The sequence below is a fragment of the Microbacterium sp. genome (assembly GCF_044508325.1).
GTDB lineage: Bacteria > Actinomycetota > Actinomycetes > Actinomycetales > Microbacteriaceae > Microbacterium.
The window spans coordinates 261,204-275,980 of record NZ_JBIQHX010000003.1 but is presented as its reverse complement, the minus strand read 5'-3'; the positions used below and the strand labels follow the sequence as shown (position 1 = coordinate 275,980).

14 protein-coding genes and 2 pseudogenes are annotated in these 14,777 nt (G+C 71.4%); 14 read left to right on the top strand and 2 right to left on the bottom strand.

What is annotated here, in order from left to right; genetic code table 11:
• The first annotated feature begins 206 nt into the window (after positions 1–206).
• Positions 207–1,586 (top strand): peptidoglycan DD-metalloendopeptidase family protein, encoded by a 1,380-nt coding sequence (locus tag ACIWQI_RS04310; RefSeq protein WP_396655877.1) that lies wholly within the window; start codon positions 207–209, stop codon positions 1,584–1,586.
• Positions 1,587–1,631: 45 nt separating this feature from the next.
• Here the strand turns inward: ACIWQI_RS04310 and ACIWQI_RS04305 are convergent, their stop codons facing one another.
• Positions 1,632–2,165, bottom strand: coding sequence for an inorganic diphosphatase (locus tag ACIWQI_RS04305; RefSeq protein ID WP_396655876.1), 534 nt, complete (start codon positions 2,163–2,165; stop codon positions 1,632–1,634).
• A gap of 179 nt (positions 2,166–2,344) precedes the next feature.
• Here ACIWQI_RS04305 and tilS point away from each other — a divergent pair, with 179 nt between their 5' ends.
• Positions 2,345–3,352 carry a tRNA lysidine(34) synthetase TilS gene (gene tilS, locus ACIWQI_RS04300; RefSeq protein ID WP_396655875.1) on the top strand — a complete coding sequence of 336 codons (1,008 nt, stop codon included), beginning with the start codon at positions 2,345–2,347 and terminating at the stop codon, positions 3,350–3,352.
• A 27-nt stretch (positions 3,353–3,379) separates the two neighbouring features.
• Here tilS and ACIWQI_RS04295 read toward each other — a convergent pair whose 3' ends face one another.
• Complete coding sequence (locus ACIWQI_RS04295) at positions 3,380–3,922, bottom strand: DUF937 domain-containing protein (protein WP_396655874.1); 543 nt, start codon at positions 3,920–3,922, stop codon at positions 3,380–3,382.
• Between the two features lie 93 nt (positions 3,923–4,015).
• Between ACIWQI_RS04295 and hpt the strand changes: the two genes are divergently transcribed.
• The 12 genes and pseudogenes from hpt to ACIWQI_RS04235 all read left to right on the top strand — a co-directional run.
• Complete coding sequence (hpt, locus tag ACIWQI_RS04290; RefSeq protein WP_396655873.1) at positions 4,016–4,567, top strand: hypoxanthine phosphoribosyltransferase; 552 nt, start codon at positions 4,016–4,018, stop codon at positions 4,565–4,567.
• 75 nt (positions 4,568–4,642) lie between these two features.
• Complete coding sequence (ftsH, locus tag ACIWQI_RS04285; RefSeq protein ID WP_396655872.1) at positions 4,643–6,640, top strand: ATP-dependent zinc metalloprotease FtsH; 1,998 nt, start codon at positions 4,643–4,645, stop codon at positions 6,638–6,640.
• A gap of 83 nt (positions 6,641–6,723) precedes the next feature.
• Positions 6,724–7,326 (top strand): GTP cyclohydrolase I FolE, encoded by a 603-nt coding sequence (gene folE / locus ACIWQI_RS04280; RefSeq protein WP_396655871.1) that lies wholly within the window; start codon positions 6,724–6,726, stop codon positions 7,324–7,326.
• Positions 7,323–8,147: a dihydropteroate synthase gene (gene folP, locus ACIWQI_RS04275; RefSeq protein ID WP_396655870.1), complete on the top strand. Its 825-nt coding sequence runs from the start codon at positions 7,323–7,325 to the stop codon at positions 8,145–8,147. Before folE ends, folP begins: the two co-directional genes overlap by 4 nt.
• The gene (gene folB / locus ACIWQI_RS04270; RefSeq protein ID WP_396655869.1) at positions 8,135–8,503 is read left to right on the top strand and encodes a dihydroneopterin aldolase; all 369 of its coding nucleotides are present in this window, start codon (positions 8,135–8,137) and stop codon (positions 8,501–8,503) included. Before folP ends, folB begins: the two co-directional genes overlap by 13 nt.
• Positions 8,500–8,814, top strand: a pseudogene (locus tag ACIWQI_RS04265) (2-amino-4-hydroxy-6-hydroxymethyldihydropteridine diphosphokinase); the annotation flags it as partial. The gene folB and the pseudogene ACIWQI_RS04265, both read left to right, overlap by 4 nt.
• A 240-nt stretch (positions 8,815–9,054) precedes the next feature.
• Positions 9,055–9,255: pseudogene (locus ACIWQI_RS04260) on the top strand (2-amino-4-hydroxy-6-hydroxymethyldihydropteridine diphosphokinase); the annotation flags it as partial.
• Entirely contained in the window at positions 9,252–9,740 is a 489-nt protein-coding gene (locus ACIWQI_RS04255; protein WP_396655868.1) for a DUF3180 domain-containing protein, read from the top strand. The pseudogene ACIWQI_RS04260 and the gene ACIWQI_RS04255, both read left to right, overlap by 4 nt.
• Entirely contained in the window at positions 9,688–10,284 is a 597-nt protein-coding gene (locus ACIWQI_RS04250; RefSeq protein WP_396655867.1) for a PH domain-containing protein, read from the top strand. Before ACIWQI_RS04255 ends, ACIWQI_RS04250 begins: the two co-directional genes overlap by 53 nt.
• Positions 10,285–10,358: 74 nt before the next feature.
• On the top strand, positions 10,359–11,915 hold the full coding sequence (locus tag ACIWQI_RS04245) for a PH domain-containing protein (protein ID WP_396655866.1): 1,557 nt from the start codon (positions 10,359–10,361) through the stop codon (positions 11,913–11,915).
• Positions 11,915–12,631: a DUF2520 domain-containing protein gene (locus ACIWQI_RS04240; protein WP_396655880.1), complete on the top strand. Its 717-nt coding sequence runs from the start codon at positions 11,915–11,917 to the stop codon at positions 12,629–12,631. Before ACIWQI_RS04245 ends, ACIWQI_RS04240 begins: the two co-directional genes overlap by 1 nt.
• Positions 12,632–12,720: 89 nt before the next feature.
• On the top strand, positions 12,721–14,777 hold a 2,057-nt coding region (locus ACIWQI_RS04235), incomplete at its 3' end, for a hypothetical protein (protein WP_396655865.1).

The following is a 14,777-nucleotide window of genomic DNA, read 5'->3' as shown; positions in this document are numbered from 1 at the left end:
GGCACGCTTACCGACGCTCAAGCATACGCAATTCATGCGGGATGCGCCAATCGAAGCCGCGCGCGTGAGGCGCCCGGGCGGGACGGGTCTTCCGGCCGAGGCCGATCGGCGCGATCATGGAGACGGGCTGGGTCGGAGCAGACCTCTTGCATCTGTGACTGATGTTGCTAATGTGAACAGCGTTGTCCGTCCCAGGGAAGGGAAACGTGAGCACCGAGCGCGTCGATGCGACCACCGAGGAGTGCGGCTGCGGGCCGTCTCCGCTGGAGCAGCGTGCTCTGTGGCCCTCGGTGGTGAACCGCCGGACCGCTCTCGGCGTCGGGGCCCTGGGTGTCGCCGGCGCTGTGCTGTTCGCCGCCCCGCAGCTTCCCGCCGCGTACGCGGCCGATTATCCGTCGTGGGACGACGTGCAGCGCGCGAAGCGCAATGAGGCGGCGAAGGCCACCGAGGTCGCCAAGATCGAAGGCCTCATCAACCAGCTCGCCGAGAACGTCCGGACCACGCAGGCGATCGCCGATCAGCGTGCCGACGAGCTCTTCCAGGCTCAGGAGGCGTTCTACGCAGCGGCCGAACGAGCCGAGGAACTGCAGGCGCAGGCCGACGAGCAGGCGAAGATCGCCGACGAGGCCGCCGACAAGGCCGCGCGGCTGGCGGTGCAGCTGTACCGCAACGGCGGCGACGAGACATCCCTGCAGCTGCTGCTGTCGGGATCGGCCGCCGGCGCCGACGACCTGCTGGCCCGCCTCGGCCAGATGGACAAGCTGCTCGCCCGCAACCAGGACGTGTACGCGGCAGCCGTGACGGCGCGCGATGCGGCGCGGTCGCTCACCGATCAGGCCGACGTCGCCCGGGCCGAGCGCGACCGGCTGCAGCAGATCGCCGAGCAGAAGATGATCGAGGCGCAGGCGGCGGCGGATGCCGCCCAGGCCGCCCTGGACGCGCAGACCGCGCACCTCGCCGAGCTGCAGGCGCAGCTGGCCGCCCTGAAGGACAACACCGCCAAGACGGTCGCCGACTACAAGGCCGGCGTCGAGGCCGAGCGGAAGGCGCGCGCAGCGCGCGAGGCCGCCGCCCGCAAGAAGGCGGAAGAGGCCGCGAAGGCCGCTTCCGGCGGTGGCGGTGGTGGTGGCGGTGGTGGTGGCGGCGGCTCAGCCGGTCACGTCACATCCAGCGGCTGGTGCCGCCCGAACTACGGCCGGCTGCTCTGGGGATTCGGGCCGCGACCGCTCATGTGCGGCTCGGTCGGGTGCGGCAGCACCAACCACCGCGGCATCGACCTCGGCGGCAGCTGCTGGAGCGCCATCTACGCCGCGGCCAGCGGCACCGTCACGATGGCGCAGAACTACAGCGGCTACGGCAACTACGTGCGCATCGACCACGGCAGCGGCATCGGCACCGGCTACGGGCACATCGTCGGCGGCGGCTTCGCCGTGCGCCGCGGCCAGCATGTCAAGGCCGGTCAGGTCATCGCCTACGTCGGCCAGACCGGCGTCGCCTTCGGCTGCCACCTGCACTTCGAGGTGTACCGCAACGGCTACACCATCGACCCGGCGGCCTTCCTGCGCAGCCGGGGCGTCTCGGTCTGACCGAGAAGGATGGATGCCTCCGGCATCCCTCTCATCCCGATCGCCTCAGAGCGTGTTCGGCGCCTCGCCCTCGCCCTGCGTCTTGGTCTGACCCTCGTGCTCCTCGAAGCGCGCGAACGCCTCGGCCACGAGCCGCTCCGCTTCGGCGGCGTCAGCCCACTCGTCGACCTTGACCCACTTGCCGGGCTCGAGGTCCTTGTAGTGCTCGAAGAAATGGGTGATCTCGCCGCGGGTCCACTCGTCGAGGTCGCCGACGTCGGTGACGTGGGCCCACCGCGGGTCCTTCGCGAGCACGGCCACGACCTTGTCGTCGCCGCCGGCCTCGTCGCTCATGCGGAGCACGCCCACCGGGCGCACCTTCGCCAGCACACCCGGGTACAGGTCGCGGTCGAGCAGGAGCAGGACGTCGAGCGGGTCGCCGTCCTCGCCGAGCGTGTTCTCGAAGAAGCCGTAGTTGGCGGGGTAGCCCATGGGGGTGAAGAGGATCCGGTCGAGGAAGACCCGGCCGGTGCCGTGGTCGACCTCGTACTTCACGCGGCTGCCGCGGGGGATCTCGATGACGGCGTCGTACGCGCCCATGTGCGTGCTCCTTCGGGTCGGTGGGATGCCGCGGACAAGCCTAGTCCCGGCGAGCGGTGCGCAATTCAGTCTTCACGCTCAGCGGGATGCCCGCCGGGCGCGAGATTCCGCGGCGCACGCCCCCGCCGGCATCGGCGCGGACTGAGTTGCGGACACGGGGCCCGGGTAGCGTGAGCACCGTGAAGCCGGAAGGACCCCTGCACGCGTCCGTGGCGGAGACCCGGCTCGCGGTGCGCCGCGTGCTCGCCGGGCTGCCGGCGGGCGTGCCGGTCGTCGTGGCGCTGTCCGGCGGCGCGGACTCACTGGCCCTGGCGGCTGCGACCGGGTTCGAGGCGCCCAGGCTGGGCCTGCGCGCCGCGAGCGTCACCGTCGACCACGGGCTGCAGCCGGGTTCGGATGAGGTGGCGGCGACCGCCGCGCGGCAGGCGGCGGCGCTCGGGCTGGATGCGCTCATCGTCCGCGTCGAGGTGGGCGCCGAGGGCGGCCCTGAGGCCGCGGCACGCGATGCCCGATATCGCGCGCTGACGGACGCAGCGCAGGATGCCTCGGCGGCGGCGATCCTGCTCGGGCACACCCTGGACGACCAGGCCGAGACGGTGCTGCTGGGCCTGGCCCGCGGGTCGGGGGCGGCGAGCCTGCAGGGCATGGCGGCGCGCAGCGAGCTGCGCGGTATCCCGCTCCTGCGTCCGCTGCTGGGAATCCGCCGCGCCACCGCGCGCGCCGCGTGCACGGCACAGGGGCTCGTGCCCTGGGAGGACCCGCACAACGACGACGACCGGTACACCCGTGTGCGGGTGCGCCGGCGGGTGCTTCCGGTCCTCGAGGAGGAGCTCGGTCCCGGGGTCACCGAGGCTCTGGCACGCACCGCCGAGCAGCTGCGCGAGGACGCGGAGGCGTTCGCCGAGATGATCGACGAGACCATCGAGGACATCGTCGAGCACGCCGAAGCCGGGATCTCGGTGTCGGTGCACGCGCTGGCGGCGAACCCCGCGGCGCTGCGGCACCGGATCATCCGGCACGTTGTGGCCAGTGAGTTCGGCACGTCGCTGTCGCGTGCCCACACGCTCGAGGTGGCGCGCCTGGTGACGGACTGGTCGGGTCAGGGACCCATCGACCTGCCCGGATGCCGCGCCCGCCGCGTCGGCGCGCGCATCGAGTTCACGGCCGCCGTTCCTCCCGGGCGCTGAGCACGGCCCGGGAGGCCGGGACGGCGCTCAGGACTTGCCGCCGCCGAACAGCCCGCCGAGCCCGCCGAGGATGCCGCCCAGGTCGATGCCGCCGCCCGAGCCGGATCCGCCGCCGCCGAGCAGCCCGCCGATCACGTCGCCGATGCCGCCCGAGCCTTCGGCGGCCTGCTGCTGGGCCTCGGGCTGCTGCTTCTTGGCGAGCAGGCCCATGACGATCGGCGCGAGCATCGGCAGCAGCTTGCCGAAGTCGATGCCGGCCGTCTGCGGCGCCTCGGTGAGCTTCTGCGCCACCTCCGGCTCCTGCGAGCCGAAGATGTGGCCGAGGATCTTCTGGCCGTCGTCGGTGTCGACGGCGTTCACGTCGACGGTGTCGGGCATGCCGGTGTGCTTGCCCAGGGCCTGCTGGATCGCGGCCGACCCCTCGGGCGTCTGCGCGTTGCGCTGCAGCCCGCCCAGGATCGTGGCGCCGCCCTCGGCGACCGCCTTCTTGGCCGTGTCGGGGTCGACCCCGAGCTTGGATGCGATCTCGTCGATCGGCAGTGCGTTCAGGATGTCGTCGAGCCCGGCCATGTCTTCCCCTTCGTTCCGCGCGCCCGCGGCGCGGGCGCGTCCCCCCGCGCTCACGATATCGCCCACCGGGGGCGGCATCCATAGACTGTCCGCATGCGCGCGGCCGACATCGCCTCCGACCTCAAGGAAGTCCTCGTCACCGAGGAGCAGATCCTCGCCAAGCTCGACGAACTCGCCGAGCGCGTCGCCGCCGACTACGAGGGAGAGGATCTCCTGCTCGTCGGCGTCCTCAAGGGCGCCGTCATGGTGATGGCCGACTTCTCGCGCGCGCTGCCGCGCAACGTGCCGATGGACTGGATGGCCGTCTCCTCCTATGGCGCCGGCACGAAGTCGAGCGGTGTGGTGCAGATCCGCAAGGACCTCGACACCGACATCCACGACCGGCACGTGCTCATCGTCGAGGACATCATCGACTCCGGCCTCACCCTCAGCTGGCTGCTGGAGAACTTCGCATCCCGCGGCGCGGCGTCGGTCGAGGTGCTGGCGCTGCTGCGCAAGCCGGAGGCCGCCAAGGTGCAGGTCGACGTGAAGTATGTCGGATTCGACATCCCGAATGAGTTCGTCATCGGGTACGGCCTCGACTACGCCGAGGACTACCGCAACCTGCGCGACGTCGCGATCCTCGCCCCGCACGTCTACGAGTGACGCGCGCTGCCCGCCGGTACGCCGTGGGCGAATGCACAGACGCCCCATAGGACCGGGGGATACCCTGGGGGCACGATGGACTTCAAGAAGATCACCCGCAACCCGCTGATCTATGTGCTGCTGATCGGCGTGTTCCTCGTGATCGGCTTCTCGCTGATCTCGAGCCTGGGCGGCGCCAAGCAGATCACGACGCAGCAGGGTCTCGACCTGCTCAAGGGCGCCACCGTCACCAAGGTGCTCAACACCGACGGCGACCAGCGGGTCGATCTGAGTCTGTCCGAGGCCTTCGAGGGCTCGACCGAGGTGCAGTTCTATTACGTGTCGGCGCGCGCCGACGAGGTGGTCGCGGCCATCGACGCCGCCGATCCCGCGGACGGGTTCAACGACGCCGTGCCGCGCCCGTCCTTCTTCGACGGGTTCCTGTCGCTGCTGTTCCCGCTGCTGCTGCTCGGTCTGCTGTTCTGGTTCCTGCTCTCCAGCGCCCAGGGCGGCGGCGGCAAGGTCATGCAGTTCGGCAAGTCCCGGGCCAAGCTCGTCACCAAGGAGTCGCCGACGGTGACCTTCGCCGATGTCGCCGGCGCCGACGAGGCCATCGAGGAGCTGCAGGAGATCAAGGACTTCCTTAAGGACCCGGCGAAGTTCCAGGCGGTGGGTGCGCGCATCCCCAAGGGCGTGCTGCTGTACGGCCCGCCTGGAACCGGCAAGACGCTGCTGGCCCGCGCCGTCGCGGGTGAGGCCGGCGTGCCGTTCTACTCCATCTCGGGCTCGGACTTCGTCGAGATGTTCGTCGGCGTCGGCGCGAGCCGCGTGCGCGACCTGTTCAACCAGGCCAAGGAGAACGCGCCCGCGATCATCTTCATCGACGAGATCGACGCGGTCGGGCGCCACCGCGGCGCCGGCATGGGCGGCGGGCACGACGAGCGCGAGCAGACGCTGAACCAGATGCTCGTCGAGATGGACGGCTTCGACCCCAAGGCGAACGTCATCGTCATCGCGGCGACGAACCGTCCCGACATCCTCGACCCGGCGCTGCTGCGCCCGGGCCGCTTCGACCGGCAGATCGGCGTGGATGCGCCGGATCTGCAGGGGCGCCTCCGGATCCTGCAGGTGCACGGCCGCGGCAAGCCGCTCGCCGACGGCGTCGACCTCGAGGTCGTCGCCCGCAAGACCCCGGGATTCACCGGTGCCGACCTCGCCAACGTGCTCAACGAGGCCGCGCTGCTGACGGCGCGCTCCAACGCGCAGCTGATCGACAACCGGGCCCTCGACGAGGCGATCGACCGTGTCATCGCCGGACCGCAGCGTCGCACGCGCGTGATGAAGGACAAGGAGAAGCTCATCACGGCGTACCACGAGGGCGGCCACGCGCTCGTCGCTGCGGCGATGAACCACTCCGACCCGGTGACCAAGATCACGATCCTGCCGCGCGGCAAGGCCCTCGGCTACACGATGGTCATGCCGCTGGACGACAAGTACTCCGTCACCCGCAACGAGCTGCAGGATCAGCTCGCCTGGGCGATGGGCGGCCGGGTCGCCGAGGAGATCGTCTTCCACGACCCGACGACGGGCGCGTCCAACGACATCGAGAAGGCGACGAACATCGCGCGGAAGATGGTCACCGAGTACGGCATGACCTCGGACGTGGGGCCGGTCAAGCTCGGCTCGCCCTCGGGTGAGGTGTTCATGGGCCGCGACATGGGGCACGGCCGCGAGTACTCCGAGTCGGTCGCCGAGCGGGTCGACCTGCAGGTGCGCGCCCTCATCGAGCAGGCGCACAACGAGGCGTACCGCGTGCTCAACGCGAATCGCGACATCCTCGACCGGCTCGCCCTCGCTCTGCTCGAGAAGGAGACCCTCGACCACATCGAGATCGCCGAGATCTTCTCGGACATCGAGAAGCTCCCGGAGCGCCCGCAGTGGCTCTCCAGCGAAGAGCGCCCCGTCTCGGCCCTGCCTCCGGTCGAGGTGCCCCGGCCCAAGCAGCCCGCCGCCGTCGCGGCCGACATCGCCGCCGAGCCCGAGCCGCAGCCGCGCCGGCGCCCTGCCGCCCCGCCCCGCCCGGCGACCGCGTAGCGTCTCGGGGCCGGTGCGCCCCGCGGCTGTGCATGAACGGAATCCGGCGGCCCCGCTCAGCGGGCACCGCGTAGGCTCGTCACGTGGCAGTCGACCGGGACCGCATCGCCAGGGCGGTGCGCGAGATCCTCGAGGCGATCGGGGAAGACCCCGAGCGTCCGGGGCTCAAGGCGACCCCGCAGCGCGTCGCCGATGCGTACAGTGAGTTCTTCGCCGGCATCCACCAGGACCCCTCGGCCCCGCTGCAGCACACGATCAGCGTCTCGCGCGGTCCCGCCCCGGACACGCTGCCCAGCGGCGCGGTGATGGTGCGCGACATCCGGTTCCGCTCCGTGTGCGAGCATCACCTGCTGCTGTTCCGGGGAACCGCGCACATCGCGTACCTGCCCGACGAGAAGGTCGTCGGACTCGGGGCGCTGCCGAAAGTGGTCGAGATCCTCGCCGCGCGTCCGCAGGTGCAGGAGCGGCTCGGCGAGCAGATCGCCGACACCATCGCGGATGCTCTGGACGCCCGCGGGGTGCTCGTGGTGATCGACGCCACGCACAACTGCGTCACGATGCGGGGAGAGCGCCAGCGCGACGCGTCCACCGTGACGGTCGCCGCGCGCGGCGAGCTCGCCGAGTCGGCGGCGCGCGCCGAGCTCATCGCGCTCATCGCGTCGACCGGTGTGGAGACCGGCGCATGACCACCCTCATCATGGGGATCGTCAATGTGACCCCGGACTCGTTCAGCGACGGCGGCCGCTACCTCGACCCCGACGCGGCCATCGCCCACGGCCTGGAGCTGCGGGACGAGGGCGCCGCCTACGTCGACGTGGGCGGCGAGTCCACCCGCCCCGGCTCCGAGCGTGTCCCGATCGATGTGGAGATCGACCGGGTGCTGCCCGTGATCCGGGCCCTCGCGATGTCGGGGGTCGCTGTCAGCATCGACACGATGAACGCAGCGACTGCGACGGCCGCCGTCGAGGCGGGCGCCGTGCTCGTCAACGACGTGTCGGGCGGCATGGCCGATCCCGGCATGCTGGGCGCCGTCGCGGCGACGGACGCCGACTTCGCGATCGGACACTGGCGCGGGCCGTCCAGCGACATGTACGCGCGCGCGCAGTACACCGACGTCGGCCGCGATGTCGCGGTCGAGCTGCGCGAACGGGTCGAGGCGGCACTGACCGCCGGCATCCCGCCCTCCCGCATCATCGTCGACCCGGGCATCGGATTCGGGAAGACAGGGGCGCAGAACTGGGCGCTGCTGAACGATCTGTCCGCGGTGACCGGGCTCGGGCACCGCGTGCTCATCGGCACCAGCCGCAAACGGTTCCTCGGCGACCTGCTCGGCCGCGAACAGGAACCGGATGTCACGACTGAGCGCCGCGACCTGGCCACCGCGGTCACGAGCGCCCTGGCCGCCGACGCGGGCGTGTGGGGCGTGCGCGTGCACGACGTCGCGGCCACGCGGGACGCGCTCGCGGTGCAGCGGGCCTGGCGGGAGGGCGGCACGTGGACTTCCTAGACCGCATCGTGCTGCGCGGGCTGCGCGTGCGCGGCAATCACGGCGTGTTCGAGTTCGAGCGCGAGCAGGGGCAGGACTTCGTCGTCGACATCACGCTGCACCTGCGGCTGCGCGCCGCAGCGGCATCCGACGACGTGGCCGACACGGTGCACTACGGCGAGCTGGCCGATCAGGTCGCCGCGATCGTGGGCGGTGAGCCCGTGAACCTCATCGAGACCCTCGCCGAGCGCATCGCCGAGGCCGTGCTCGGCGATGAGCGGGTGCACACCGTCGAGGTCACCGTGCACAAGCCGCAGGCGCCGATCGATCAGACCTTCGACGACGTCGCGGTCACGATCCTGCGGGGGCGCCCATGAGCCGGCGACTGACCGAGCCGATCGAGGTGCCGCGGCCCGAGGAAGGCCCGCAGGCGGTCGCGGTCGTGGCCATCGGCGCGAATCTCGGCGACCGTGCCGCCACCATCGAGGCGGCCGTCCGCGACATGGCCCGGCTGCCCCTGGTGACGCGGGTGGTCGTGTCCGAGCCGATCGAGTCCGTCGCGCTCAAGCCCAGCGGACCCGACCCCTCGGCACCGGCGTACCTGAATGCCGTCGCCCTCGTGACGACCCGGCTCGCTCCCACCATCCTGCTCGGGTATCTGCAGCAGATCGAGAAGGACCACGGCCGGGTGCGTCCTTCGGCAGGTCCCTCGGCAGGTCCCTCGACAAGTCCCTCGGCAAGTCCCTCGGCAAGTCCCTCGACAAGTCCCTCGACAAGCTCGGGAACCGGAACCGGAACCGGAACGGGAACCGGAAGCGGAAGCGGAAGCGGAGGCGGAGGCGGGATCGGAACCCGGCGCGGGAGGTGGCGGCACCGGATCATGGACTCCGAGAGCATCGCGACCGGAAGCGGCGACGATCCGCTGATCTGGGCCGACCGCACGCTCGACCTCGACCTCATCGCCTACGGCGACGTGCGCTCCGACTCCGCAGACCTCACGCTGCCGCACCCGCGTGCGGCCGACCGCGATTTCGTGCTGGCACCGTGGCTGGCCGTCGACCCGGACGCGGTGCTCCCCGGGCGCGGACGCGTCGACCGGCTGCTGGCCGAGCTGCGGGAGCGTGCGTGAAGCGGACCGGCCCCGGCGTCCTCGTCCTCGCGGCTGTCCTCGGCGGTGCCGCAGGATTCGTGCTCGACCAGCTGCTCACCGCGGGAGGCCGGCCGACGTTCGCCCCGACCGTCTCGCTGCCGATCCTGCTCGTGCTGATCGGGGCGATCGTGCTGATCCTCGCCGTGCCCATCCGGCGCGCGGCGCGCGGCGAGAAGGTGCAGGTCGATCCGTTCCGGGCGCTGCGGGTCGCCATGCTGGCGAAGGCGTCGAGCATCGTGGGGGCGGCCGCGACCGGCTTCGCGGCCGGCCTGCTGCTGTTCCTGGTGACCCGCCCCGTCACGCCTTCGTTAGGCTCGATGGGCGAGATCATCGCCTCGGTCGTCGCGGGCGCGCTGCTCATGGTCGCCGCCCTGGTGGCCGAGCACCTGTGCATCATCCGGAAGGACGACGATGACGAACACCCCGGACCCGGCGACGCCCAGCTCCCGGCCGGACCCCACTGAGCCCGTCGGCGACGCCGTGCTCGATCGCGACACGTTCGACGCCCTCAAGCAGCCGCGGAGTGCGAACCGGCTGCCCGTGGGCGACGGCACGTGGCACCAGCTCGCGAAGCAGTACGTGTGGGTGCGGATCATCTCCACCGCCGTGTTCGCCCTGCTCGTCGCGGCCGGGGCGACCGTCATCTCGCTGTGGAGCCGCGTCCCGTGGATCTGGATCCCCGCCGGCGTGTTCCTCGTGATCCTGCTGTGGACGATCGTCATCACCCCGCGCCAGGCGCGCGCGTACGGGTATCAGCTGCGCCGCGACGACCTCGTGTTCCGCCGCGGCATCCTGTGGCAGCGCATGGTCGCCGTGCCCTACGGTCGCATGCAGCTCATCGACATCACCCACGGACCCCTCGACCGCGGGTTCGGCATCGCCCAGCTCAAGCTCGTCACCGCCGCGGCATCCACCGGGGTGGTGATCCCCGGCCTCACGCAGGAGGCCGCCGAGCGGCTGCGCGACACGCTCGTGGACGTGGCCGAGACGAGGCGGACCGGACTGTGACGGATGCCGCGCAGCCCGCTCCGCCGCCGACCGCTGCGGTGCGCTCCCCCCTGTCGGACGGTGGGTGGCACCGGATGCACCCGCTCACACCGCTGTTCCGCGGCGGCCTCGTCTTCGTCGTCGTGGCGGGCATCATCATCTCGAACTTCCGCGACCGGTTCATCGAGTGGTTCCTGCCCTTATTCGTGCCGTCGCTGCCCGAGCCGGGGGACTACCCCGGCGGTCCCATCGACTACATCCTCGAGCACAACCTCATCCCGATGGCGGCGCTCGCGGTGCTCGCCCTGATCCTGGTGATCATCGGGCTGTTCTTCCTGAGCTGGCGGTTCCACACGTTCCGGATCACCGGCGACGACGTCGAGGTGCGCCAGGGCGTGCTGTTCCGCTCGCACCGGCGGGCCCCGCTCGACCGCGTGCAGGGCGTCAACCTCACCCGCCCGATGTTCGCGCGACTGGTGGGCCTGGCCAAGCTCGAGGTCGTCGGTGCCGGCACCGACGCGAACGTGAAGCTCGAATACCTCTCCACCGCCAACGCGGAAGCGGTGCGCGCCGACATCCTCCGCCTGGCGTCGGGGGCACAGCTGGGCGGCACCGCTGCCGGCGCGTCCCAGGGCGCCGGGGGCGGACGGGTGGCCTCCGCGGCATCCGCCGTCAGCGACGGCATCACCGGACTCATCCTCGGCGCCGAGGAGCCGGTCGAGGAACCGCAGTCGGTGGTGCACATCCCGCCCGGACGGCTCGCGGCATCCCGTCTGCTGTCGGGGAGCACGATCGTGATGATCCTGCTCATCGTGGCGATCGTCTTCGGCGCGATCTACGGGACCCCGTGGGTGCTGTTCGGCATGGTGCCCGCGCTGATCGGCTTCGGCACGTACTGGGTGCGGTCCATCACCCGCGCACTCCGCTACTCGATCGCGCCCACCCGCAACGGCGTGCGCATCACGTTCGGCCTGTTCACGACGGTGACCGAGATCCTGCCGCCGGGACGGGTGCACGCCGTGGAGGTCGCGCAGTCGATCCTCTGGCGGCCGTACGGGTGGTGGTCGGTCAAGGTCAACCGCCTGTCCGGACGCGCCGCAGACGGGCAGGCCGCCCAGTTCACGGGCGTGCTTCCGGTGGGCACCCGGGACGATGTCGAGCGCGTGCTGCGGCTGCTGCTGCCCGGGCTCGCCGAGGACGAGTGGCACGCCGTGTTCGAAGACGGCATCCTCGGGCCCCGCGAGGGCGACCCGTACACGAACACGCCTCGGCGCGCCCGGATCCTGCGGCTGCTGTCCTGGCGACGCAACGGGTTCCTCATCACTGCCGGCGCGCTGTTCCTGCGCCGCGGAGTCGTGTGGCGCACGCTCGCGGTCTTCCCGCTCGCGCGGCTGCAGAGCGTCGGCCTCGACCAGGGCCCGATCGACCGTGCGCTGGGCGTGGCAGGGGCGCAGGCGCACACGATCATGGGTCCGGTCTCGGGAAGCCTGGGGGCGGTGGATCGGGATGCCGCGCTGCACCTGTTCGAGACGGTCGCGGTGAATGCGGTCGCCGCCGCCGCCACCGACCGCTCGCACCGCTGGGCGGGCGAAGTCGCCCCGTCCCCGCTTCCCGGCGAGACGCCTCCGCCGCCCGAGGAGCCGGACGCGTGATCGCGCGCGACGGCCGTCTCGACGTCGGTGTGATCGGCGCCGGCCGGGTCGGCCCGGTGCTCGCCGCCGCGCTCGCCGGGGCGGGGCACGCGCTCACGGGAATCACGCGGGGCTCCGACCCCGAGCGCATCGAGGCGATGCTGCCGGGGCTGCCGACGCTGGATGCGCTCGATGTCGCGCGCCGCAGCGAGCTCGTGGTGATCGCCGTGCCGCACGATGTGCTGCCCGGACTCGTCACGGGTCTTGCTGCGCTCGATGCGTGGCAGGCGGGGCAGCTCGTGCTGCACACCGACCCCGCGTACGGCCTCGACGTGCTCGAGCCCGCCGCCGCGCAGGGTGCCATCCCGCTCGCCGTGCATCCCGCGATCGCGTTCACCGGAACCTCGATCGACCTGCGCGCCCTGCGCGACGCGCACGCCGGCGTCGCCGCGCCCGGTCCGTTCCTGCCGATCGCCCAGGCTCTCGCGGTCGAGATGGGCTGCGAACCCACCGTCATCACCGAGGACGCGCGCGCCGCCTACGCCGAGGGCATCGCGACCGTCACGACGTTCTCGCGCTCGATCGTGCGTCAGGCGACAGCCCTGCTGCGCGATGCCGGCGTCGAGGCTCCCGGGTCGTACCTGTCGCTGCTCGTGCACTCCACCGTCGACCACGCGCTCGCGGATGCGAATCCGGCATCGGAGGCGGACGGCATCCCCCCTGTCCTCGACGACTGACGCCGGCGACCGCAGACCTTCTCTCGACGCCGGGGCGACGGTCCCGCTACTATTTGCGCGGCGGGAGGAGAGAGGACTCTTCGACGAGGATGCGTTCCACCACCCGATCACCGCGGTTCACGCGCGGGCTCATGCCGATCGTCGCCGCGGTGGCGATGGTGCTCACGATGACCACCGGCGCCGCAGCCGCCGAGGCACCGGCCGCCGCCGTCGAGGCCCCGCTGAAGAAGGCCGCTCCGACCGAGGCGCTGCACGGCAGCGTCATGAGCGGCTCTACCGGGCTCGCCCACTACAAGGTGTCGCTGTACGCGGCCGGACCCGGATCCGCGTTCACGCTGCTCGGATCCGACACCGCCGACAAGAGCGGGCGCTTCGAGATCGGGTACCGGCCGGCCCCCGCGGACGCGGTCGTGTTCGTCGAGGCCAAGCTCGGCCGGGTGCTGCTGGCCGCCGCCATCGGTACCGGCGACGCGGTGCCGACCGACGTCGTGATCAACGAGCGCACCACCGTCGCCGCCGCAACGGCGTTCGCGCAGTTCATCGACCACGACAAGATCGCGGGGAACAGGTACGGCATGTCGAACGCCGTGCGCATGGCCGCGAACCTCGCCGATCCGCAGACCGGCGAGCTGGGCGCCGTTCTCACGACGACGCCGAACGGCACCGAGACCTCGACACTGGCGACGTTCAACTCGCTGACCAACGCGGTGGCAAGCTGCATCGCCAAGCAGAGCAACTGCACCGCCCTCTTCCGCGGCACCGCAGAGCCCGGCGGGCAGACGCCCAAGAACGTGCTCCAGGCGGTGGCGAACATCGCGAAGCATCCCTCCTACCCGCCGGATCGGAAGATCCAGGGTCTGAAGTCGGGCGACCCGGTGTTCCAGCTCTCGATGCTCACCCCGGTCAATCAGCCGGCGCTGACCGAGGCGCCGACGAACTGGCTGCTCTTCCTCAAGTTCACCGGGGGCCCGTACAGCGTCCAAGACCGCGACAACCTCATCAACGGCCCGGGCAACTTCGCGATCGACGAGCAGGGCTACGTGTGGGTCAACGACAACGCGGTGCCCCAGGTCGAGCACGAGTTCACCTGCGCCGGGCGGCGCCTGCTGAAGTTCACACCGTGGGGCGAGCCGTACCCCGACACCCCGTACTTCGGCGGCGGTCTCAGCGGCGCCGGGTACGGCATCTCCCTCGCACCCGACGGGCGCGTGTGGATCGGCAACTTCGGCTTCCAGGATCCGCCCTGCGCCCTGCTTCCGATCGCGGCCACCAGCAACAGCGTGTCGGTGTTCAACCCCGACGGCACCCCGGCGTCGGGGGACGACGGCTACACGAACGGCGACATCTCGTGGCCGCAGGGCACGGTGTCCGACAAGAAGGGCAACATCTGGATCGCCAACTGCGGCAACGACTCGGTGACCATGTTGCCCGGAGGCGACCCCGATGCCGCGGTCAACATCCCGCTGGGCCCGGTGCCCGAGGCGGGGGACCCGCAGATGAAGCCCTTCGGGGCGGCGATCGATGCCCACGGCAACGCCTGGATCGTCAACAACCGCGCCGCCACGGTCTCGGTGGTCTCGCCGGAGGGGGAGGTGATCGCCACGGTGCCCAGCACGTTCCGGGGCCGGACGGTCCTCACCCACCCGGTCGGCAACGCCGCCGACTCGCAGGGCAACATGTGGGTGGCCAACTCCGACTGGCTCGACTCGCCGTGCCCGACGCGGCGCGACCTCGGCGACGCCGAGAATCCGTCCGTGACGCTGATCTACGGCGACACGCGTCAGCCGCACCCGGGCGCGCCGTTCACCGGCGGCGGCCTCACCGTGCCGTGGGGCATCGCCGTGGACGGGGACGACACGGTGTGGGTGTTCAACTTCGGCGCGGTGCCGGTGGGGACCTCCACCGACATCCCCACGGGTATCAGCCGGTTCTGCGGAATCGACACCCGCAGCTGTCCGAAGGGGATGTCGGTCGGCGACCCGATCTCGCCCGACACCGGCTACCGCAGCGACGCCCTCGAGCGGATCACCGGCGGGCAGATCGACCCGTCCGGCAACATCTGGCTGACGAACAACTGGAAGCGCGACGCCAACCCGGTCGTGAACCCGTTCGGGAACTCGATCGTGGTCGCCGTCGGCGCCGCGGC